Source organism: Microbacterium deminutum (assembly GCF_039530205.1).
GTDB lineage: Bacteria > Actinomycetota > Actinomycetes > Actinomycetales > Microbacteriaceae > Microbacterium > Microbacterium deminutum.
Genome location: NZ_BAAAOG010000003.1, coordinates 220,834 through 241,944, shown reverse-complemented (window position 1 = coordinate 241,944; position 21,111 = coordinate 220,834). Strand labels below are relative to the sequence as shown.

At 69.1% G+C, this 21,111-nt stretch carries 18 protein-coding genes and 1 tRNA gene; 9 read left to right on the top strand and 10 right to left on the bottom strand.

Going from position 1 to position 21,111, the window contains the following annotated elements; all coding sequences use genetic code 11:
• Positions 1–59: 59 nt before the first annotated feature.
• Both ABD212_RS11375 and ABD212_RS11370 read left to right on the top strand, forming a co-directional pair.
• Positions 60–494: a MarR family winged helix-turn-helix transcriptional regulator gene (locus ABD212_RS11375; protein WP_344094650.1), complete on the top strand. Its 435-nt coding sequence runs from the start codon at positions 60–62 to the stop codon at positions 492–494.
• A complete protein-coding gene (locus ABD212_RS11370) occupies positions 491–1,720 on the top strand; it encodes an MFS transporter (RefSeq protein WP_344094648.1) in 1,230 nt (409 codons plus the stop codon). The genes ABD212_RS11375 and ABD212_RS11370 overlap by 4 nt, the downstream gene beginning before the upstream one ends.
• A gap of 12 nt (positions 1,721–1,732) precedes the next feature.
• Here the strand turns inward: ABD212_RS11370 and ABD212_RS11365 are convergent, their stop codons facing one another.
• The 4 genes from ABD212_RS11365 to ABD212_RS11350 all read right to left on the bottom strand — a co-directional run bounded on the left by ABD212_RS11365 (position 1,733) and on the right by ABD212_RS11350 (position 8,133).
• A complete protein-coding gene (locus ABD212_RS11365) occupies positions 1,733–2,113 on the bottom strand; it encodes a hypothetical protein (RefSeq protein ID WP_344094646.1) in 381 nt (126 codons plus the stop codon).
• Positions 2,114–2,169: 56 nt separating this feature from the next.
• Complete coding sequence (locus ABD212_RS11360; protein WP_344094644.1) at positions 2,170–4,572, bottom strand: M14 family zinc carboxypeptidase; 2,403 nt, start codon at positions 4,570–4,572, stop codon at positions 2,170–2,172.
• 28 nt (positions 4,573–4,600) lie between these two features.
• Entirely contained in the window at positions 4,601–7,900 is a 3,300-nt protein-coding gene (locus tag ABD212_RS11355; protein ID WP_344094642.1) for a S8 family serine peptidase, read from the bottom strand.
• A gap of 157 nt (positions 7,901–8,057) precedes the next feature.
• A tRNA-Lys gene (locus ABD212_RS11350) sits at positions 8,058–8,133 on the bottom strand.
• 96 nt (positions 8,134–8,229) lie between these two features.
• Here ABD212_RS11350 and ABD212_RS11345 point away from each other — a divergent pair.
• Both ABD212_RS11345 and ABD212_RS11340 read left to right on the top strand, forming a co-directional pair.
• A complete protein-coding gene (locus ABD212_RS11345) occupies positions 8,230–9,057 on the top strand; it encodes an inositol monophosphatase family protein (RefSeq protein ID WP_344094640.1) in 828 nt (275 codons plus the stop codon).
• Between the two features lie 30 nt (positions 9,058–9,087).
• Entirely contained in the window at positions 9,088–9,675 is a 588-nt protein-coding gene (locus ABD212_RS11340; RefSeq protein WP_344094638.1) for a hypothetical protein, read from the top strand.
• Positions 9,676–9,772: 97 nt separating this feature from the next.
• Here the strand turns inward: ABD212_RS11340 and ABD212_RS11335 are convergent, their stop codons facing one another.
• Complete coding sequence (locus ABD212_RS11335; protein ID WP_344094636.1) at positions 9,773–10,759, bottom strand: aldo/keto reductase; 987 nt, start codon at positions 10,757–10,759, stop codon at positions 9,773–9,775.
• A 147-nt stretch (positions 10,760–10,906) separates the two neighbouring features.
• Here ABD212_RS11335 and ABD212_RS11330 point away from each other — a divergent pair, with 147 nt between their 5' ends.
• Positions 10,907–11,422 (top strand): hypothetical protein, encoded by a 516-nt coding sequence (locus tag ABD212_RS11330; protein ID WP_344094634.1) that lies wholly within the window; start codon positions 10,907–10,909, stop codon positions 11,420–11,422.
• On the opposite strand, the gene ABD212_RS11325 is transcribed toward ABD212_RS11330, so the two are convergent.
• From ABD212_RS11325 to ABD212_RS11315, 3 genes are read right to left on the bottom strand one after another with little or no spacing between them, the layout of a single operon-like run.
• Positions 11,408–12,379 (bottom strand): squalene cyclase, encoded by a 972-nt coding sequence (locus tag ABD212_RS11325; RefSeq protein ID WP_344094632.1) that lies wholly within the window; start codon positions 12,377–12,379, stop codon positions 11,408–11,410. The two genes, ABD212_RS11330 and ABD212_RS11325, sit on opposite strands and share 15 nt — an antisense overlap.
• 9 nt (positions 12,380–12,388) lie before the next feature.
• Positions 12,389–12,619, bottom strand: a complete 231-nt coding sequence (locus ABD212_RS11320; protein WP_344094630.1) for a putative acetyltransferase — start codon at positions 12,617–12,619, stop codon at positions 12,389–12,391.
• On the bottom strand, positions 12,613–14,094 hold the full coding sequence (locus ABD212_RS11315) for an SDR family NAD(P)-dependent oxidoreductase (protein WP_344094627.1): 1,482 nt from the start codon (positions 14,092–14,094) through the stop codon (positions 12,613–12,615). The genes ABD212_RS11320 and ABD212_RS11315 overlap by 7 nt, the downstream gene beginning before the upstream one ends.
• A gap of 49 nt (positions 14,095–14,143) precedes the next feature.
• On the opposite strand from ABD212_RS11315, the gene ABD212_RS11310 reads away from it, so the two are divergent.
• The 4 genes from ABD212_RS11310 (at position 14,144) to ABD212_RS11295 (ending at position 17,694) form a co-directional block, all read left to right on the top strand.
• A complete protein-coding gene (locus ABD212_RS11310; protein WP_425561261.1) occupies positions 14,144–14,548 on the top strand; it encodes an NUDIX hydrolase in 405 nt (134 codons plus the stop codon).
• 147 nt (positions 14,549–14,695) lie between these two features.
• Complete coding sequence (locus tag ABD212_RS11305; RefSeq protein WP_344094624.1) at positions 14,696–14,818, top strand: hypothetical protein; 123 nt, start codon at positions 14,696–14,698, stop codon at positions 14,816–14,818.
• Positions 14,819–14,950: 132 nt separating this feature from the next.
• Positions 14,951–16,279 (top strand): flavin monoamine oxidase family protein, encoded by a 1,329-nt coding sequence (locus tag ABD212_RS11300; RefSeq protein ID WP_344094745.1) that lies wholly within the window; start codon positions 14,951–14,953, stop codon positions 16,277–16,279.
• An 89-nt stretch (positions 16,280–16,368) separates the two neighbouring features.
• Positions 16,369–17,694 carry an MFS transporter gene (locus ABD212_RS11295; RefSeq protein ID WP_344094621.1) on the top strand — a complete coding sequence of 442 codons (1,326 nt, stop codon included), beginning with the start codon at positions 16,369–16,371 and terminating at the stop codon, positions 17,692–17,694.
• Positions 17,695–17,726: 32 nt separating this feature from the next.
• Here ABD212_RS11295 and ABD212_RS11290 read toward each other — a convergent pair whose 3' ends face one another.
• Together ABD212_RS11290 and ggt are read right to left on the bottom strand one after the other, a co-directional pair.
• A complete protein-coding gene (locus ABD212_RS11290) occupies positions 17,727–19,142 on the bottom strand; it encodes an HNH endonuclease signature motif containing protein (protein WP_344094618.1) in 1,416 nt (471 codons plus the stop codon).
• 114 nt (positions 19,143–19,256) lie between these two features.
• Positions 19,257–21,089, bottom strand: coding sequence for a gamma-glutamyltransferase (ggt, locus tag ABD212_RS11285; RefSeq protein ID WP_344094615.1), 1,833 nt, complete (start codon positions 21,087–21,089; stop codon positions 19,257–19,259).
• Positions 21,090–21,111: the final 22 nt, after the last annotated feature.

Genomic DNA, 21,111 nt, shown 5'->3' with positions numbered 1-21,111 from the left:
GCCACCGCAGCACGAGCCAGTTACATGCCATTGTTATATAACTGCGGTATGCTTTGCGTATGACACACGCCGAAGACATCGAGCAGATCGTCGTCGCCGCTCACGCGCTGACCCGCATCGCAGCGCTCGAGACACGCAACGAAGCCCCTGCGGCCCAGTGGCGGACGCTGAGCATCCTGCAGAGCGAGGGTCCCCGCCGGCTCGGCGAACTCGCCGTCATGAGCCGCGTCACGCAGCCCGGCATGACCCGCCTGGTCGGCCAGCTCGACGATGCGGGGCTCATCTCGCGCGAGAGCGACCCCGCCGATTCGCGTGCGAGCGTCATCCACATCACGGATGCCGGAGCCCGCGCCCTCGCCGCGTGGCGCGTGCAGCTTCGCGATGCGCTCGAGCCGCACTTCGCCGACCTGTCCGCCGATGACTGGGCCGCGCTCGCGCGCACGGCCGAGATCCTCGCCGTGAAGACCGCGCCCCGCGTGGAGGTCGCCCGATGACCACCCACTCCCCCGCCGTCTCCGTGTGGAAGCAGCCCATGCGGGTCTGGGCGGTCGCCTTCGCGTGCGTCGTCGCATTCATGGGCATCGGGCTCGTCGACCCGATCCTTCCCGTCATCGCAGATCAGCTTCAGGCGACTCCGGTGCAGACGGAGCTGCTCTTCACGAGCTACCTGCTCGTCACCGGACTTGCGATGCTCATCACCAGCTTCATCTCAAGCCGCATCGGCGCCAAGGCGACCCTGCTCGTCGGGCTCGGGCTGATCGTCGTCTTCGCCACTCTTTGCGCCCTGAGCGGCAGCGTCGACGCGGTCATCGGCTTCCGCGGTGGGTGGGGGCTCGGCAACGCGCTGTTCATCTCGACGGCTCTCGCCACGATCGTGGGCGCCGCGACCGGCGGCAGCGGAGCGGCCATCGTGCTGTATGAGGCCGCCCTCGGCCTCGGCATCGCCGTCGGTCCGCTGCTGGGCGGACTCCTCGGCTCGATCAGCTGGCGCGGACCGTTCTTCGGCGTCGCCGTGCTGATGGCGATCGCCTTCATCGCCATCGCGGTGCTGCTGCGCGGTCCAGGCGAGAGGCGGGATCCGGTGCCGCTGTCGGCCCCCATCCGGGCACTGCGCAATCCCGCACTCGCGGTGCTCGCCATCGTCGCCCTCTTCTACAACATCGGCTTCTTCGTTCTGCTGGCGTTCTCGCCGTTCCCGCTGGGGTTCGGCGCGATCGGGATCGGCCTGACCTTCTTCGGGTGGGGCGTGGCGCTGGCGATCACGAGCGTCTGGGTGGCTCCGATCCTCACCAGGCGGATGCCGCGCACGACAGTGCTGCTCATGGTCCTGCCGCTCCTCGCGCTCGACCTGGTGGCCGCGGGGGTGTTCGTGGCGAGTCCGCCCGCCCTCGTCGCGTGCATCGTCGTGGGCGGACTGCTGCTCGGGGTGCTCAACACCGTCCTCACCGAGTCCGTGATGGAGGCCACCGACCTCCCCCGTGCGGTGGCGTCATCCTCGTATTCCGCCGTCCGCTTCCTCGGCGGAGCCGCTGCTCCCCCGCTGGCCGCCCTGCTGTGGCACCTCTACGGCCCGACCGTTCCGTACCTGTTCGCCGCGGCATCCGTCGCCGTGGCCACCGCGGTGCTCGCGTTCGGCCGCCGGGCGCTCGCGGGTCTCGACGAGCGGGAGGTGGATGCCGCAGACACGGCCGTCGCGGTGCTGGTGGGTGACGCGGCCTGAGTCGTCCGCCCGCTATGCCGGAGCCGCCGCGGCTCGGTTCGAACGCACCGGCAGGCAGGCAGCGATCAGCGCGAGGATGGCGCCCGGTACGAAGAAGATCCCGATCGTGAGCGACCCGAGGATCACACCGACCCACAGCAGGGTGGCGCTCACGATGGAGAGCACGACCCACGTGCGACCGCGCGCAAACACGGGAAGCACGGCGAGCACGATCGGCGCGGCCAGCACCACGAGCAGCCAGGGGCCGTTCACCTCGAGCATCGACTGCGTCGTGACGGTCTCGGTGCCGTTCGAGCTCGTGGTCGCCGACTCGTAGGTCGGCACCAGCAGCAGCACGGTCGAGGCCGCGGCGACGAGCACGAGGGCTGCGACCTGAAGCCAGCGCTTCACCATGATGCGCAGTGTAGCCACGGCAGACGCGGAGTGCGCGGCATCCGATCTGCCGAAGATCAGGGGACCTGGATAGTCCGCCGCAGTACGCGCACGAAGGGAGACCCACCGGGGAGCCGCCCGTCAGCGCGGATCGTCACGGTGGAGAAGCCCTGCGGCAGGGTGGCCGAGGGGCCCTCCCAGATCCTGCGCCGTGCGCGGGGCCTGGACTGGCGCAGCAGCGCCTGCAGCTTCTCAGCGTCGCGGTCGGGGTCGAGGCCTTCGGGCAGCGCGAGCCGATCCTGCCAGACCGACTCGATCGAAAGACGCGGCGGGCGCAGCACCCGCTTGTCGAAGCGTGCACGCAGCCCGATGGTGACCGGAGCGCCCTTCTCGACGAAGGACGGCGCCGACAGCCGCACACGCAGCGGTGAGCGCACGAACGCGGCCACCGCGGACGCTGAACCGCGTTCGCCACGCCTGAGACGCCACACGCCGGGTGCGGGGCGAAGGACCGAGATGTTCGTATAGCCCTCCCCCCGGGTCACCGTGGCTCCCCAGTCATCCGCGCTCACCGGGCGGCCCGACGGGCTGATGAGCACGACCTCGCTCTGCTTCGCCTCGAGAGTCGAGACGCTCACGGTCAATTCGTCGGCGCCTGCCTCGACCGGGATGTCGCTGATCGGCACGCTGTCCACCTGGTTCATCACCAGCCCCTGATCGGTGATCCCAGCCCGCATGTCGTTGTAGGCGAGGTGCAGATCCAGCGCCGTCGGGCTGTTGAGGAACATCCCGCCCGTCGAGGTCGCGATCGACTGGAGCAGCGGAGCGTCGGCGGCGGGGCCGAGCGCCACTGTGTAGACCCGCAGCCCAGCCGGCAGCGTAGTGAGCGCCGATGCCACGGTCGGATCCACGTTCTGGAAGCCGTCCGAGATGAGCAGCACCGCGCGAGGGGCCGGGATGCCGGCAAGCTGGGCGCCCGATGCCTGCAGCCCTGCCCCGATCGGGGTCCAGCCGCCGAACGTGATGCCGTCGACGGCGGCCTGCACGGATGCCGCGTCTCCGGGGTCGTCGAGCAGGGTCAGTGGTGCCTCGACATGAGCCCGGTCTGCCGGCGGGGTGACCCCCGGGTTCGGGTCGGCGAAGCTCACCACAGCGGTGGAGTCCCCGAGCGACAGCAGGTCGATGAATCGCTTCGCATTCTGGCGGGCGGGCGCCTCGTACCCGAACGCGATCATGCTGCCGGTGCGGTCGATGCACTGGACGACGCTGAGCGGAGTCGGGGTGGTCAGCGCCAGCGTCCTGGTGGACTCGGCGAGCGCTCGGAGGCCGGAGGTCATCTCGGCGATGACTCCGGTGGCGTCCGACCACGGCGGCTGGAAGTCCAGACCGCATTCGGTGTTGAATCCGAACACCCGATGGGCGAAGAACATGTACTCATCCGACGGCCCGGCGTGGTTGGAGGTGCTGCCCAGCGAGTACGCGAGTCCGTTGACCGTCTGGATCGCGGTGCGCAGCGTCGACTCCAGCCCGACGTAGATGGCGTCGTCTGCCGCAGAGACCGGCTCAGACGCGATGAAGCTGCCCCCCATCGGGTTCGGTCGCAGGATCTGCTGGCCGTACGAGTGCAGGTCGACACCGACCAGCACGTTCGGATGCTCGTCCAGCAGAAATCGGATGTTCCGATTCTCGGCCTCGGAGAAGGCGTACGCCCCGCGGTAGGTCTCGTCGCACGGCAGGCCGGACGAACCGGCCCCGCCGAAGTAGACCTCGTAGTTGCGGTTGTTGTCCACGCCGAAGCATCCGCCGCCGTTGCTGCGTCGGTTCTTGCGCCAGCCGGCGTCGTCGTGGATCGAGTAGGTCAGCCCATCCGGGTTGAGGACCGGCACGATCAGCAGATCCAGCCCATCGACCAGGGCGTTGATCGCCTGCACGCCGGGATCGACGCTGCCGGGTGCGTAGTTGTTCAGCAGCTGAGACGCGAACTCCGCTGCGATCAGCGGATTCATCCACTCGCGCGCGTGTGTGCCACCGATCAGCAGGAAGCCCGGTTTCGCATGGGATGCGGGGGTCGTGGTGATCCGAAGCAGCTGCACCGAGGCCGGCCCGGCCGCGGGTGCGAAGCCACCGTCGTAGCCGAGCGTCGCCTCGGGCAACGTCGTGAGCGTGCACAGGGTCGGGTGTGCGGCCGCCAGGGCGGTGATCGCCGCGGCGATCCCGGGACCGTCGAGATAGGCGCTGACGAAGCCGGTGACGATGTCCACTCCGCCACCGCCCGCATCGCCGACGTCGTCGCGGAGGTCGCGCACCTGCAGGGGGTCACCGCGGGTCACCGGCAGCCCGAGGCCCTCGAGCACCGCAATCTCGGCATCCGTCAGCGTCAGATGGATCAGATCGTCGGCCACCCTCCGGTGGTCCGCGGCGATGCGGCCCTCTGCGTCCAGTTGGGCGACGACCAGCTCGTTCGCCGGCGTGGCGGGCACCGTGCACCGGTAAGTGGCCACGGCGAACTCAGCCCTTACCGACCCGGATGACGAAGCCGACCGAACCGCCGACGCGTCCGCGGTCGTCGCGCTGCACGACCACGACCTCATACTCGCCGGCAGGGGTGTCGGGTCCGACGATGCCCCCGAGCACGAGCAGGGTGAAGCGATCCGCGGGGGTCGGCACCGGGACGCGCACCCGCTTGACGGGTGCGAGTTCCACGACTTCGCGGCCGCCCTCGAGGCCTAGCGACCAGGTCGTGCGCTGCGGCAGCCGGATGGCCTCCACGAGGCGATCGGGCATGCGCTCCAGAACCAGCGTGCCGGGCAGTCGAACGGGCTTGAGCCGCGACGGCGTCTCGACGGGCTCCGTGTTCTGGCGCTCGGCCAGCACACGCATCCGGCGCCGGAGCACAGGGTCCAGCAGGTCGAGATACAGCTGTACGGTCTTCGGCAGGTCGCCGCGAAGGATCTCGAGCGTCAGCGACTTCGCGCCATTGAACTCCTCACCGATCACGAAACCGCCGGCGAAATCACTGCCGGAGTCGGCATCCACGATCGAGATGTTCTTCTGCGCCAGGTTGTTGTCGTCCCAGACATGACTGCCGGTGGCGAGAGGACCATCGTGCGGCGTGAGTTCTGCGAGGAGGCAGGGATGCCAGTGCACCGGCGACCCCGAAACCATCACCTCGTCCGGTGGAATGAGCCCCGCCGGCCACTCGATCGACACCGTCTGCTCGGCCCCCGGTGCGAGCGGACCGACCTTGGCCTCGCCGATGAAGTACGTGCCGGGCGTCATCGGCGACGGGATCGGGTCGCCGGGGCCGTTCGTCGGGATGAAGGATGCCGGCCAGACGAACTCCGTGCCGGGCCAGTGCGTGATCGACACCCGCACCCACGCCTCGTTCGAAGCCACCGAGCTGCGGTTCTGCACCCGGGCATACACCCAGTTGGCCTGGCCGCGGATCGGCGACTCGTGGGGTCCGGCATCCGCATACGTCGCGGGCAGCGCGGCCGGGTCGGATGCCGGTGTGGTGGTTCGGCACCACATGTCAGGAGTGTTCCAGAACGCACCCGACGAGGGGACGTTGCCGTTGTCCGCGAGGTTGTCGCGCAGCACGATGTCTGGAAGCGCACCGAAGCTGATGGCCCCCTGCACTGCTGCCGCCGCATTGATACGCCCGAAGCCGTACCAGCCGCTGCGCACCGCGGGCAGGCCCGAGGTCACCGACGGATTGCCGGCCGCGTCGAGCCACTGCCCGTTCGGGTCGGTGTTGCCGAGGTCGAACTTGACTGCCGTGTCTCGCAGCACCTGACGCGCCTGCACCCAGGTCAGCGCCGGTTTCGCCGACAGCACGAGAGCCGCGACACCGGCGGCGAGCGGGGTGGCGGATGACGTGCCTCCGAACGCGTTCGTGTGCCCGGCCGGACCCTGTGCGACCGTCGTGCCGTTGGCGTGCGCATTGAGCATGCCTCCAGACCACTGGGTGAAGTAGTCGGGCCAGCCCTCGATGGTCAGCACGTTGGTCGCGGCGTTCACCGACACGATCCTCGCGGGCTCGCTTCCAACGGCGCCGATCGGGCCGAGGTGGATCACCTGGCCGGCCGCGAGGCCCGCCACGCTCGACACGGTGATCGTCGTCGCACCGGCGACACTGGCCCCTGTCATCGCGGTGGCGATCGCGGGATAGCTCGGGACGTTGCCCGAGCCGGCGTGGTCGGCGCCCCAGGTCGTGTAGCCGGTAGGCGGGTTGAAGACGCCCGAGTAGTCCTCGGTGGGCGACGAGAGGGCGATCTGCCCCCAGCCCGACAAGGACGCGCGAATCTCGGTGACCCCGTCGTTGTCGAGCGTCGTGCCGGCGATGCCGAACGCCTTCTCGTACGCGCCCCAGGGCCGCGCGGTGACGTTGTTCGCATTGGCGTTGCCGGTCGAGAAGAAGCACAGTGTGCCCTTTCCGCCGCGCCCGAATGTCGTCATGAAGTCGAGCGCCGCCCTCGCCGTGCCCGACAGGGGTGCACCCGCACCCGGCGTCAGGCTGCACGTGATGACGTCCGCACCGCGGCTCAGCGGAGCGGGGAAGCCGGCGATCGGGCTCTGCGGGTTGAAGCCCGCCATCCAGATGTACTGATCCGAGACCTCGATGTCGACGTAAGGCGTTCGGCCCACGATGCTGAGCATCTGCACGTTGGGCGCGGCGCCCGCGATCCCGAACCCACCTCCGCTTGGGGCGGGGTTGTTCGCCATCGCCGTCGAGACGCCGGCCACACCGGAGCCGTGGTTGCTCCACGGGCTGTTGTTGTTCGCGACCATGGTGTCGAAGTCGAAGGATGCGAACACCTTGGGCTGCCCGTTGGTGAGCGTCCCGGTGAAGTCCGCGTTGGTGGGTACGCCGCCCGACTGCTGTACGCCGGAGTCCCACACGGCGAGGAGGATGTTCGGGTCGCCGAAGGTCTGCAGGCCGTTGTCCTGCAGGATCTGCCATGCATCGGGGGCCCCGACCAGAATGCGGTCCCAGGCACCGGGGAAGAGGAAGTCGTTCGGCGTCACGGAGTCAACCTGGGGCGACACGGCGAGACTCGGCTCGGCCCACGCGACGTCGTCGCGGGCTGCGAGCTTCTCGGTCACATCCAGCGAGTCGAGCGAAGCTCCGCGCAGCAGCCGGAATACGAACGTGGTGCTCGCGTAGGGCAGTTCGCGGGTGAGGACGCAGCCGAGTTCCTTGGCGATCGCGGCGGCCTCCTCGCGGCGGGGACCGCGGAACTGCACGACGACGTCACGCGTCAGGTGGCTGAACCCGTCGGGTCCCATGATCACGACGGCACCGGCGTGCTCGACGTCATCCATCGCGTCGAGCCGTTCGATGGTCTCGTCTATCGGGCCGGCGGCGCGGTAGAGCCTCATCCCCGCCTGCCGTGCGAGTTCCGGCAGCGGCATCTCCGACATCCGAAGATCCTGAATGACCGCGTCGAGCCGGTTCCTCCGGCGCGCCGACCTGGCGAGCGTGACCCCGATGAGATCAGCGTCCGCGGTCACGGGGACGCGCACCTTCTCGCGGAAGAACGTGGGAGTCCCGGGCTTGGCCATCAGCACGAGCTCGCTGTTCTCACCCTCACCGATCGCGATGTCTCGCGTCTGATCATCGAAGTCGGGGTGCCGCACGACCAACGTGGCCGGGCCGGCGGGGACCTTCTCACCCTGATAGGCGCCGACCGCATCACGGAAGTCGAGCCGCAGACCGGCGTTCCGGTCGCGGAAGGGAAAGACCTCGACGTGGGCGTCGGGGACGGGGATGTCGTCGAAGAGAACGTCGACCCGGATGCCGGACATGGGAGCCTCCTGCAGAGTTGCGGTTGTCATTCGTGAGGAGGCATGAGCGGGATCGTCTGATACCCGCCCGCCTCCGCGACTTCCGCTCCCGCGTCACACACCCGTGCAGAAAGGCGAAACCCCCGGCCGCGCGTGCGCGCCGACCGGGGGTTCGTGGTGGTGCACCCCCTGGGACTCGAACCCAGAACCCACTGATTAAGAGTCAGTTGCTCTGCCGATTGAGCTAGAGGTGCGTGATCCGCCCACGGGGCGAACCGAGGGTAAACATTACCATCAGGGCGGGGTCACCCGGAAATCGGGGCGCCCTTGCGCACGATATCCTGGAGCACGTGACCTCCCCCTCGTCCGCGATACCTTTCGACGCGCCTTACGACGGGGACCTCAGCGCCGATCTGCAACTGGCGCTGCGCCTCGCGGATGCGGCGGATGCGGCATCCATGGCTCGCTTCGATGCGGCGGATCTCGACATCCAGGTGAAAGCCGACACGTCGCCCGTCACGGAAGCCGATCTCGCCACCGAGCGTGCGATCCGCGCGCTGCTCGAGATCGAGCGTCCGGACGACGGCGTCTTCGGTGAGGAGTTCGGCGTCACGGGCGACGCCGCACGGCAGTGGATCATCGACCCCATCGACGGCACTGCGAACTACCTCAAGGGCATCCCGATGTGGACGGTGCTGATCGCCCTCGCGATCGACGGCGTGCCCCGCGTCGGCGTCGCAAGTCAGCCGGCGATAGGTCGTCGATGGTGGGCGGCGACGGGCCTCGGTGCCTGGACCGACACGCCCGGTGGCGCGCCGAGACGACTCGCGGTGTCCACGGTGGACCAGGTCTCCGCGGCCAGCGCCAGCTTCCAGAGCATCTCGCAGTGGGACGAGGCCGGGAAGCTCGACCAGCTCCTGCGCCTCTCGCGGGCGATCTGGCGCGACCGCGGCTATGGCGACACCTGGCCTTACATGCTGCTCGCCGAGGGCCGGCTCGAGTTCGTCGCCGAGTTCGGCGTCAAGGAGTACGACATCGCCGCGCTCGTCCCGATCATCACCGAAGCGGGCGGCCGCTTCACGTCGTTCGACGGCGAGGAGTCGATCGCGGCGCGCTCCTCGCTCGCGACCAACGGCATCCTGCACCAGTCGTTCCTCTCGCTGCTCCACGCAGACTGACCCCTCATCCCGTCCCCCGGAGACCGCTCGATGACCACGCCACTCGCCCGCCTGGGCGCCGCCCTCGTGCTCGCGCTGACGGCGTCGCTCGCGACCGCGTGCACCTCGACTCCCCCCACAGGGCCCGACACCAGCGCGTCCGGAGCGGCGACCCCCAGCACTCCGGCGCCTGACCCGTCGACCGAGCCGAGCGGAGCCCCCACCGCCGGCGCGGATCCGACGTGCGACACGCTGATCTCGGCGCAGACGATCGCCGACTTCCACAGCATCGGCTGGACGGCGCGCACCGACCCCTTCTACATCGGCGACAGCGAACTGCCCGACGGGCTGCAGTGCGTCTGGGCCGACTTCGAGGGGCCCGCGGGCGACCATCTGCAGATGTTCGGCTGGGCACCGATCACCGCGGCCGCCGCGACGGACGCGCAGGACGCGCTGGTCGGTCAGGGATGGATCCGCGAGACCTCGGTCGACGGCACCTACATCACCGAGAGTCCTGAATCCGCCACCGCCGTGGATGACGAGGGTTACGGGATGACGTATCTCTTCGGCGACGGCTGGGTCAAGGTCGCGGACACCAAGCAGGGACTTCTGCTGATCGAGTGGGCGCCCAGCTCCTAGACGCTCGGCCGCTCGAAGCTCGGCTCCCGGAGGATCAGCTGCGCGGCGACGGCCCGGGGGCATCGCACCCGGATCGTCGCCGTCTCACTATGCGAGATCAGAGCCCGACGGCCGCCATTCCGGCGTCGTCGTAGCGGTTGCCGGCGACGCCGAGCGTATCCACCAGCCCGTTCAAGTCCGCGATGTCGTCGGACGACAGCGCGACCGCCGTCGAGCCCGCGTTCTCGTCGACCCGTTCACGGCGGCGGGTTCCGGGGATGGGGACGATGAACGGATGCTGCGCCAGCAGCCACGCGAGTGCCACCTGGCCGGGGGTGGCACCGCGGGCGGCGGCCAGTTCGCGGACGTGGTCGACCAGCGACAGGTTCGCCTTGAGGTTCTCCTCCTCGAATCGCGGAACGCGGGCGCGGATCTCACCGGGCGCGAACGTCGCGTCGGCCGCGACCGTTCCGGTGAGGAAACCCTTGCCGAGCGGGCTGAACGGCACGAACCCGATGCCGAGCTCCGCGCAGGTAGGCAGCACCTCGGGTTCGGGGTCCCGCGTCCACAGCGAGTACTCGCTCTGCACGGCGGATACGGGATGCACCGCGTGAGCGCGGCGGATCGTCGGGCCGCCGGCCTCGGAGAGTCCGAAATGCCTCACCTTGCCCTCGCGGACCAGCTCGCCGACGGTGCCCGCGACATCTTCGATCGGGACGTTCGGGTCGACCCGATGCTGGTACAGCAGGTCGAGCGAGTCGACGCCGAGCCGTCGCAATGAGCCCTCCGCTGCACGCCGGATGTTCTCGGGGCGCGAGTTGACGCCATCCATCCGCCCGTCGACGATGTTGAACCCGAACTTCGTGGCGACGACCACCTGATCGCGGATCGGTGCGATCGCCTCGCCGACCAGCTCTTCGTTGTCGTAGGGACCGTAGACCTCCGCGGTGTCGATGAGGGTGACTCCCTGCTCGACGGCGTAGCGGAGGACGCCGATCATGTCGTCGCGGTCGCCGGGGTTCGGGCCGTAGCTCATCGACATCCCCATGGCGCCGAGTCCCATCGCCGAGACCTCGAGGCCCTGGCCGAGTGTGCGTGTGTGCATTGTCTGCTCCTTGTCGGTCACGTCCATCGAACCGCGATCCAGTGTGCGCGCGGCAGGGTCGGCTGTACCAGGGACTGGCGGAGCCCCCTTGGGGGGACGTACCATCAACCCCGCGCTGAGGCCGATCTCGGGGGCGGTGCGATCCGGGTGCTCGCTCAGCACTCCGCGACGCCGAATGACCTCGACGACTCCTACGCGGCGAAGAACCAGGATCCGGTCGCCATCGTGCACGGCACATTCGGCGGAACGGACGGTCAGGGGAACAGCTGCTCGAATGGTGGTGCCGTCAGCGGGCTGCGCACGCCGATCACCATCGTCAACAGCCTCATCACCGACAGCGATGCGGTGGGGTGCTGCGCCAACCCCGCGAAAGCGGGCACTCCGGGCGGTGGCAGCGGTGGCGCGACCTATACGGACGGCGGCACCTACGATCTGCGCATCCCGGGCTCGCTGATCCAGCGAAACTCGGCGAAGGCGGGCGGGAGCGCGATCTTCTACGTCAGCAACTCCCGTACCGGCCACCTCTACATCGACGAATCGGTGAGCAGTGACAACGTCTACGCGGCGAGCGGTCAGCCCACTCCGCAGAGCTTCGAGAACTATCCGGGGATCTTCTACCTCGGCAGCGGTGAACCGGTGTTCACGAACTCAACGATCCGCTGAGTCCCACCAATCGAGCACGCGCGTGCCGAACAGCGTGAGCCATCGCGATGGTTCGCCTTCGGGAGCGTCGACGTCGAACCACGTCCGTCCGGGCAGAGGGGCTCCCTGCAGCCACACACCATCGGACCGCCGAGCCCCGCGCACCACGTCGACCGCGTCGCCGAGTCTGGGATCGGGCTGCGTGCCGTCGAGGCGGCTGACGTCGCGGAAGTGATCGAGCGCGGCAAGAGCGCTGTACCGGTGGCGGTTCGGGTAGACGAACTTCAGTGTGAAATCCCCGACCGCGTCGCCAGTGCTCGCCCGATACAGCAGCCGGCGGCTGAGCAGATACTCCTCGCCGCCCCGGCGGGCGTCACCGAGGCTCGTGTCGCCCGTGATGCGTTCATAGGCGATCATGCCCCGGACGGCGTTGAGCGTCGAGTGGAACGACGAACGGGTCGAGTTGCCCTCTTCGGCCTCGCAGTTCCAGCCGCCATCGGCGAGGCGGTGCGCCGGAAACCACTCCGCAAGCGCCGAGACGTCGGCGCCGAGCCAGGCGCCGCCGGCGAGGGTGTAGGAGTTGATGCACACATCGATCTCGCCGTCCCAGTACGGCAGATCGTTGTAGTCCCAGCGGCTGTTCGCCGCGAGTTTCTCGGCGGTCCCGGCAAGCGCGGCGGCATCCAGTCCCCACTCCCGGAGGTCTTTCAGCGCCCACGTCGTGGCGACCCAGGGCTGACCGGGCTGCTCCGCTTCGGCACTTCCGAAGAAGCCAGCCGGAAAGAAGGAGCCGCCCGCCCACTGGCCGTCCGCGTCCTGCTTCGACAGGAGTCGGGCGCCCCAGCCCTGCGTCGCGACCAGAGCACGCGTCGCCTGCCACGTCGACGGCGGGGCGCCCGCCAGGTCACGTTCCACCTGCCAGCGCAGCACCGGATCGGAGTCGAGCAGCCACTCGAGCACGTCGGGATCAGCAGCCATTCCTGCAAGCTAGCGGAGGTCTCCGACATCCCGGCGGTTCGGACGCGGGCCGGGTGCGGGCGGCACCTCTTTCGCCGCGATGATGTCCTCGACCGCGATGCGCTCGACGCCGCGCTTGCCGTCGACCACGAGCGTCTCGGCATCCGCACTGAGCAGCATCCCGAGCGCATCCGTCGTCTGCCCGGAGGGCAGCAGATAGCGCACCACCACGCGATGACCGGGAGCGGGCAGATTCACCATGCGCCGGGCGCGTAATCCTTGAGGAAGACGCCGAAGACGTCCTCGCCGGCCTCGCCGCGCACGATCGGATCGTAGACGCGGGCCGCGCCGTCGACGAGATCGAGCGGAGCGTGGAAGCCCTCTTCGGCGAGGCGCACCTTGGTCGGATGCGGTCGCTCGTCGGTGATCCAGCCGGTGTCGACGCTCGTCATGAGGATCCGGTCGGTCTCGAACATCTCCCGTGCGCTGGTGCGGGTGAGCATGTTCACAGCCGCCTTGGCCATGTTGGTGTGAGGATGCCCCGGCCCCTTGTATCCGCGACCGAAGACGCCCTCCATCGCGCTGACGTTCACGATGTAGGTGCGCCGCGCGCTGCTCGCCGCGAGCGACGGCCGCAGCTTCGAGACCAGCAGGAACGGCGCCGTGGTGTTCGCGAGCTGCACCTCGAGCATCTCGAGGGGGTCGACCTCGCCGACGCGCTGCGTCCACGAGTTCGTGTGATGGATGTCGGGGATCAGCCCGCCGGCATCGATCGCGGTTCCCGCGGCCAGCCGCTCCAGCGAGCTCGACCCCGCCGCCATCGCCTGCTCGGTGAGTTCGTCGGCACGCGCAGCCGCAGTGGCGAGGATCGGGTGCGCGGTCACGGACCGCTCGAGCGCGTGCGGATGCCGGTCGTTCGTGCGACCGAAGGTCACCAGCTCGGGCAGCGGACCGTTCGGCAGCGGAGCGAGCTCGGCATCGACCAGGGGCTGATACGCACCGGGAGAGCGGCGGACGGTCTGGGTCGCGTTGTTGATCAGGATGTCGAGACTCCCCGCCGCCGCGATGTCCTCGGCCAGCCCGATCACCTGAGCCGGGTCGCGCAGGTCGATCCCGACGATCTTCAGGCGATCGATCCACTCGGGCGAGTCGGGCAGGCTGCTGAAGCGACGGACTGCATCCCGCGGGAAGCGGGTCGTGATCGTCGTGTGCGCGCCATCCCGGAGCAGGCGCAGCGCGATGTACATGCCGATCTTCGCCCGCCCACCGGTGAGCAGAGCGCGCCTGCCGGTCAGGGCGGTGCGGGCGTCCCGCTTGGCATGGCTCATCCCCGCGCATGTCGGGCACAGCTGGTGGTAGAACGCGTCGACGACCGTGTACGGCTGCTTGCAGATGTAGCAGCCGCGCGCCTTGATGAGCGTTCCGGCGGTCGGCGCCCTGGTCGCGCTGCTGATCGGGATGCCGCGCGTCTCGTCGTCGATCCGGTCGGCCGCGCCGGTCGCCGTGGCGGCGACGACTTCGCGGTCGGCCCGGGCGATCGCATCGCGGATCTCGCGGCGGCGCACCTTCTTCACGGCCTTGAACATCTTCGCAGTGGCCTGGCGCACGGCGACGAAGTCGGGATGCGTCTCGTCGAGTCCGGCCATGCCGTCGAGCACCCTGAGGGTGGCTCGGAGATCCGCCGGATCGATACCGCCCGGCGGCAGGGTTGCACTGGCAGAGGTCTCGGGAGGCACACGCGATCATAACGTCGGCCGAATGGGCAGACCCTGTTAGCGTGCGACAGTGACGTCCTTGCCCGAGCCTCGATCGATCCACGTTTCAGCGGCGGTCATCGTGGATGCCGACGGCAGGCTGCTGCTGGTGCGCAAGGCCGGCACGACGGCATTCATGCAGCCGGGCGGCAAGCCCGAGCCCGGCGAGTCCGCCGGCGAGACGCTCAGCCGCGAGTTGGCGGAGGAGCTCGGCATCCGGGTGGATCCTGACGATCTGCGGGGACTCGGTCGCTTCACGGCCGGGGCGGCGAACGAGCCCGGCTTCCTGGTCGTCGCCGACGTGTTCGATGTGGACATCGGGTCGCAGCGTCCGGTCGTCGGGGCCGAGATCGCCGAGCTCCGCTGGGTCACACGGGCCGACGCGGATGACGTCGAGGTCGCCCCGCTCGCCCGCGAGTACTTCCTCCCCGACTGACGGCGCGGTCCCGTCGTCGGCGCCCAGCGCGAACGCGTCGGGGCGGATGTACCAACGAGAGGGTCACCCGACTCCTCCTTCATGCGACCCCGAGATTAGGACTCGGGATCACGTCATGAACCTCGATTCGAGGAGGGGAGGTCGGCCATGATCGCAGATCCGCGCAACGCGCAGACCTGGACGGTTCTCAGCCAGACGACGCGAGCCGAACGCGTCATGCTCACGCTCATGCGCTGGCTCAGCACGATCACCCACCCGCGGCACATCTGACCTGCGCCCCGACACTCCCGTTGCCGCACGGCCGCGCCGACGGAACCATCCAGGGCCATCTCGCGCCGAGCCGAGCGGCTCGATAGCGTCGGACACAGCGGGTGACGCAGGCGCTACGGAAGAAGGCCGATGGTGGATCACTTCGACACGATCGTGGTGGGGGCAGGAGTGGCCGGCTTGACCGCCGCCCGGCTGCTGACGAGGGCGGGCCATCGCGTCGTGGTGCTCGAGGCTCGCGACCGCGTCGGCGGCCGTGTCTGGACGGATCGCCGCGACGGGCTCATCACGGACCTCGGCGCGTCGTGGATCCACGGCATCAACAACAGTCCGGTCGCGGCGGCGGCCGAGGCGTTCGGCATGCGCACCGTCGAGTTCACGGTCGGCGGATACCAGCCCGACAGCCGCCCGATCGCGTACTACGGTCCGGATGGAAAGCGGCTCTCGGATGCCGCCGCCCAGCGCAGCATCGACGACATCCACACAGTCGACGCGACGCTTCTCGGGGTGGTCGCCGACTCGGCTCCCGATGCCTCGTACCGCGATGTGACCGATATCGCGATCGCTCAGCAGGGGTGGCATGCCGAGCGCGCCCAGCGTGTGCGGGAGTACATGGAACACCGCTCGGAGGAGCAGTACGGCGCGTGGATCGAGGATCTCGCCGCCCATGGTCTCGACGACGACTTCGCCGACGGCGACGAGGTGGTCTTCCCCGACGGCTACGACCGGCTTCCCGCCCGACTCGCGGAGGGCCTGGATGTGCGGCTGAATCACGTCGTCTCGCGGGTCGAATGGGCGGCGGAGGGCGCGACCGTGTCGACGGATCGGGGCGGGTTCTCGGGGGGCAGCGTCGTGGTGACGGTGCCGGTCGGCGTGCTGCAGTCCGATGGCTTCGCCATCGAACCGCCGCTCCCAGAACCCGTCGCGGGCGCGCTGCGCAGGCTCAAGATGAACGCGTTCGAGAAGGTGATCCTCCGGTTCCCGACGAAGTTCTGGGATGACGGGGTCTATGCGATCCGGCAGCAGGGCCCCGAGGCGGGCTGGTGGCACTCCTGGTACGACCTCACCGCGCTGCACGGCACGCCCACGCTGCTGACCTTCGCGGCCGGGCGGGCGGCCGTCGAGACGCGCGGGTGGGACGAACAGCGGGTCGTCGATTCGGTGCTGGCCCAGCTGCGGCGCCTCTACGGAGACCGTCTCGAGGAGCCGACGCACGTGCACGTCACGCACTGGCAGGACGATCCCTTCGCTCATGGCGCGTACGCCTACATGACCATCGGATCGAGGACCGCCGACCACGACGATCTCGCGAGGCCGATCGGCGGGGTGCTCCACCTCGCCGGCGAGGCCACGTGGACGGATGACCCTGCGACGGTTCCTGCTGCGCTGTACTCGGGTCATCGGGCCGCGACCAATGTGCTGGGGCACCAGATCGAGATGGACGAGATCTGGACTGATCGATAGCGGCGCCCTGCGCCGGGATAGCCTGGGGACGGAGGCCGAGCTTCGGCATCCATCCCCACCATCGACGCACAGGAGCCCGTTTGCCGCGCATGACCGGCCTTGTCGCGCCGGGCTGGCGCACGTGGACGGTGTGGACGATCGGCCTCCTGGCCTATGTCGTCGCGATCGTGAACCGTACGTCGCTGTCGTCGGTGGGCGTCGACGCGCAGCTGCGATTCCACGCGGATGCCTCGACTCTGTCGATGTTCGCCGTCATCCAGCTGGCCGTGTACGGCGCCATGCAGATCCCGGTCGGGCTGCTGCTCGACCGGTTCGGCGCGCGCCCGATCATCGCGATGGGCATGGTGCTCATGGCCATCGGCCAAGGGATCATGGCGTTCGCGGACGTCGTGAGTGTCGGCATCCTGGCGCGGGTCCTGATCGGTGCGGGCGACGCCGCGGTGTTCCCGAGCGTGCTGCGGGTCATCGCGACGTGGTTTCCGAGGCAGCGGGCGCCCGTGCTGGTGCAGCTCACGGGAATCATCGGGCAACTCGGTCAGATCGTGGCGGTGATCCCGCTCGCGGCGCTGCTTCATGCGACTTCCTGGAGCGTGGCATTCGGCAGCCTGGCCGGACTCGCGGTGCTGTTCGCGGTGCTGACGTTCGCGGTGATCCGCAATCGTCCACCCGGACGCGCCTCGGACCCTGTCGACGTCTCGATCAACACCGACACCGGAGCCGTGCGGGTCGTGCGATCGTCGGCCGACCTCCGCGAGGGCTTCCGCGCGTCGTGGGGCCACCCCGCGACGCGCCTCGGGTTCTGGTCGCACTTCACGACGCCCTTCGCGGGGACCGCGTTCATGCTGCTGTGGGGCTTCCCGTTCCTGACGGCGGGTGAGGGGCTGACACCTGCTGCCGCGTCGCTCGTCATGACCTCGCTCGTCATCTTCGGCGTCATCAGCGGTCCGATCATCGGTGCGCTCTCGAGTCGGCATCCCACCCGGCGATCACGGTGGCTTGTACTGCCGACCGTCGTCTTCCAGGCGCTCATGTGGCTCGTGGTGATCCTGTGGCCCGGCCCCGCGCCGGTGTGGCTGCTGATCGTGCTCATGTTCGCCCTCGCGACCGGCGGTCCTGCGTCGATGATCGCGTTCGATCACGCCCGTGCCTTCAATCCGAGCCACCGCCTCAGTACAGCCACCGGCATCGTCAACGGCGGAGGGTTCCTCGCGGCGCTGCTCGCGATCCTCTTCATCGGACTGGCACTCGATATACAGGGCGCGGGCACACCCGAGACGTATTCGCTCGATGCGTTCCGCTTGGCGTTCGTCACGCAGTTCCCGCTGTGGATCGTGGGGTCCCTCGCGATCGTCGTCGAGCGAGCGCGTACCGTACGTCACATCGGAGGGGTCGGAAACTTTCCGCGGCGCGGATGAGCGCCGGCCGGCCGCGCCACGCATGAGCGTGTTCATGCCGATCTCGCGCGTTCGAGTTCTCGATGCAGCACCCGGTTCGCGCACCGCCAGTTTCGCTGCGGGTCCACCCACGCGGGTGGTCTCACCTGTGGGACACCGGCACCCATACGGATGTCCCAGCCGCTGGTCTCGATCGTGCGGTGATGATGCCAGCAGAGCAGCACACCGTTGGACGTATCGGTCGGCCCACCGCTGGCATGGTCGATGACGTGGTGCACCTCGCACCATGCCGCGCGGACGCGGCACCCCGGTATGACGCAGCCGGCGTCGCGAGCGCCGACGGCCTTCCTCTGCCAGTGGGTGAAGACACGGTCTGTCACGGTGAGCGCCTTGATCGCACCATCCGATCCGAACGTGACCCGGTGGATGGTGCCGTGGCATCCCACGTGGCGGGCGATGGATGCCGGGACGGGAGCCTGCCCGTCCGGTCCATCGACGAATGCAACGCCGTCGGCGCGTTCGAGCTGATCCGCACTGACAGTCACGATGAGCGTGGGCGCCGCACCGCCGAGCGTCGGGGTCTCGGCCGCGGCGGCGGCGGCGGAGAGGATGCTCCCGAGCGCGTCGTGCCGCTTCTGGTCGGCGGTGCGGGGATCGAGGATGTGCTCGTCATCCTCCTCGTCGGACTGACCCGGGCCGGTGAAGCGTGGACCGCGGTCTTGCACGCGCGGATTCAGGTGGGCATCGAGCAGTCGTTCCAGCTGCGCACCGACATCGTCGGTGACCTCTCCGGAGAACCGGCGCAGCCCGCGACGCGACCGCCCGAGGCGGACTCCGCGCATGCGCTCGGCGTGCTGTTCGTCCGGGAGCTCGCCGTCGGCGTCGAGGTACAGGGCCCACGTGGTCGCCATGATGCGCAGCTCGTGGATGCTGCACGGTGCCTGGGTGTCGTCACCGACCGCGGCGAGCACCAGTTCGGTCTCGGCTAGCGCGAGATCGTCGGCAGTGCAGCGCGCCTCGATCGGGCGCAGCACGTCGGCAACCGTTGCCAGAGCGTCGCTGCTGAGCCGGCCGGCCGCCAATGCTGCTCGTGCGCGGTCGAGCGGCGCAGGTCGATGCCCTCCCGTCGACGTCGTGCGGCTCGTGATGCATTTCGCCTGCCGAAGGCGCTCCCGAGCCGTGGCGCCGGAGATGAGAGTCGCGCGCTCGAGCAGCTCCGCGGCGGAGCCGCACCCGAATCGCGAGGTCATGCGGTCGTCACCGAAGTCCGAGTCGGCTCGGCGACCGACCTCACCGGCCAGCGTCAGCCGAGCGGCATCCACCCACCGTCCGAGATGCTCGGCCGTGCGCACCGCATCCATCAGCTCCTCGTCGCCGAGTGCGCGATGGGCGTCCATCGAGAGCGACTCGGCAAGCAGATCACCCAGCACCCCGACGATCGCGGTGAGGTCGCCGAGCGGGAAGTTCATACCTCGATTCTGCCGAGGGGTTCCGACACCCCAAGGCATAAACCCCAGATCACGCAGGAATCTGTGGACAACTCGACTTATCCACAGTCGAACCCCTCGAACCCTCGGAACGCGCTACCTGGCGGGCTTGACCACCAGCGCAGTCCCTCCTCCGCGACGCACCGGCTCTGCAGCCGCCGTGAGCAGCCCATGCGGGCCGACCTCGATCGCAGCCACTGCTCCGATCTCTGGCGATGTCGTGAACTGATGGCCGAACGGCGTCAGTGCGCTCTCATACGCATCCCGGAACGACTGCTCAGCCGCCACCGTCGCCGTGTTCCGCTGCGATGCTCGGGGCGCGGCGACCGCTTGGGGCAGCGTCATCCCGAGATCGATGCGGTTCATCAGCACCTGCGTGACGGTAGTGATGATCATCGACCCACCGGGCGAGCCGACCACATAGCGAACCTTGCCGTGGTCGAGCACGATCGTGGGCGACATGGAAGACCTGGGCCGCTTGCCCGGCTCGACGAGGTTCGGATCCGTCGTGCTCGTCGGTGTGAAGTTGAAGTCGGTGAGTTCGTTGTTCAGCAGGAACCCGCGACCGGGCACCGTCATGCCCGAGCCGCCGGTCTGCTCGATCGTCAGCGTGTACGCGACGGCATTGCCCCACCTGTCGATGACCGAGAGGTGACTGGTCGAGACGTTCTCGGAATCGTGGGCCATCGCCGCTGCGGCGGCGTCGCAGCCCGCTGCGTCGAGCGGCGCAGCAGCCAGGGGCTTCACCGAAGCCGCGCTCGGATCGATCGTGCATGCGCGAGCGTCGGCGAAGTCCTGACTGAGCAGCGTCTTCGTCGGGACATCCACGAAGGCCGGGTCTCCGACGTGGGCGCCGCGATCCGCGAACGCGCGGGCGGTCGCCTCGAAGTACAGATGCAGAGCCTCGGGAGTGTTCGCCGCGGAGAGATCGAAGTTCTCGAGGATGTTCAGCGACTCCCCCACCGTCGTGCCACCCGACGACGACGGCGCCATCCCGTAGATGTCGAGCCCGCGGTAATCCACATGCGTGGAGGCCTGCTCGACGACCGAATACCCCGCGAGATCGGCAGCCTTCATGTACCCCGCATACACGGGAAGCGTGGTGCCCGGAGTCGTGACGGGATGCTGCACGACAGCGGCGATGTCGTCGGCGATCGCGCCCGTGTAGAACACGTCGGTGCCGCGCAGTGCGATCTTGGCGAGCGTCTTCGCCAGATCGGGGTTCCTGAAGGTGGATCCCACCACCGGAGGGGCGCCGTGCGGAAGGAACAGCTTCGCCGTCGCGGGGAAGGCCGCGAACCGCTGCGCATTCGCCGCTGTCTGGTCCGCGAACGTCTGGTCGACCCGGAAGCCGCGTGCAGCGAGCGCGATCGAGGGCGCCAGCATCTGCCGCAGCGACTTCGTGCCGAACCGGTCGAGTGCCGCTTCCCACGTGGCGAGGGTGCCGGGAACCCCGACCGACAGCCCCGACGACACCGCGTCGGCGAACACATACGGCTTGCCCGTCGCCTGATCGATGAACGCAGTGGTCTGCATCGCGGCAGGGGCCGTCTCACGTCCGTCGATCGTGGACAGCTTGCCGGTCTTGGCATCGAAGTACACGAAGTATCCGCCGCCGCCGATGCCGGCGCTGTACGGCTCGGTCACGCCCAGCGCCGCCGCGGTCGCCACAGCCGCGTCGGCGGCGTTGCCGCCGCGGCGCAGCACCTCCAGGCCCACCCTGCTCGCGTCGGCATCCACCGACGCCACCGCGCCGCCGTAACCGGTGGACGTCGACGGAGATGGTGGCGCCGAGCGGCCGGTCGCGGCAGATGGTGCGCTCTGAAGCCCGGATGCCGGAGCCGCGAGTGCGACACCTCCGACAGCGAGCGCGGCTGTGAGCACCAGACTCGCGGTGGTGCGAGCGGAGCGGCGCGCGATGGTGACCATGACAACCTCCCAGGAGCTGGGT

Coding starts and splice junctions, on each gene's coding strand:
- ABD212_RS11375 (WP_344094650.1), top strand. CDS start 60: ATGACACACGCCGAAGACATCGAGCAGATCGTCGTCGCCGCTCACGCG.
- ABD212_RS11290 (WP_344094618.1), bottom strand. CDS start 19,142: ATGAACTTCCCGCTCGGCGACCTCACCGCGATCGTCGGGGTGCTGGGT.
- ABD212_RS11295 (WP_344094621.1), top strand. CDS start 16,369: ATGACCGGCCTTGTCGCGCCGGGCTGGCGCACGTGGACGGTGTGGACG.
- ggt (WP_344094615.1), bottom strand. CDS start 21,089: ATGGTCACCATCGCGCGCCGCTCCGCTCGCACCACCGCGAGTCTGGTG.
- ABD212_RS11365 (WP_344094646.1), bottom strand. CDS start 2,113: ATGGTGAAGCGCTGGCTTCAGGTCGCAGCCCTCGTGCTCGTCGCCGCG.
- ABD212_RS11355 (WP_344094642.1), bottom strand. CDS start 7,900: ATGTCCGGCATCCGGGTCGACGTTCTCTTCGACGACATCCCCGTCCCC.
- ABD212_RS11320 (WP_344094630.1), bottom strand. CDS start 12,619: ATGGTGAATCTGCCCGCTCCCGGTCATCGCGTGGTGGTGCGCTATCTG.
- ABD212_RS11340 (WP_344094638.1), top strand. CDS start 9,088: ATGACCACGCCACTCGCCCGCCTGGGCGCCGCCCTCGTGCTCGCGCTG.
- ABD212_RS11305 (WP_344094624.1), top strand. CDS start 14,696: ATGATCGCAGATCCGCGCAACGCGCAGACCTGGACGGTTCTCAGCCAG.
- ABD212_RS11325 (WP_344094632.1), bottom strand. CDS start 12,379: ATGGCTGCTGATCCCGACGTGCTCGAGTGGCTGCTCGACTCCGATCCG.
- ABD212_RS11335 (WP_344094636.1), bottom strand. CDS start 10,759: ATGCACACACGCACACTCGGCCAGGGCCTCGAGGTCTCGGCGATGGGA.
- ABD212_RS11370 (WP_344094648.1), top strand. CDS start 491: ATGACCACCCACTCCCCCGCCGTCTCCGTGTGGAAGCAGCCCATGCGG.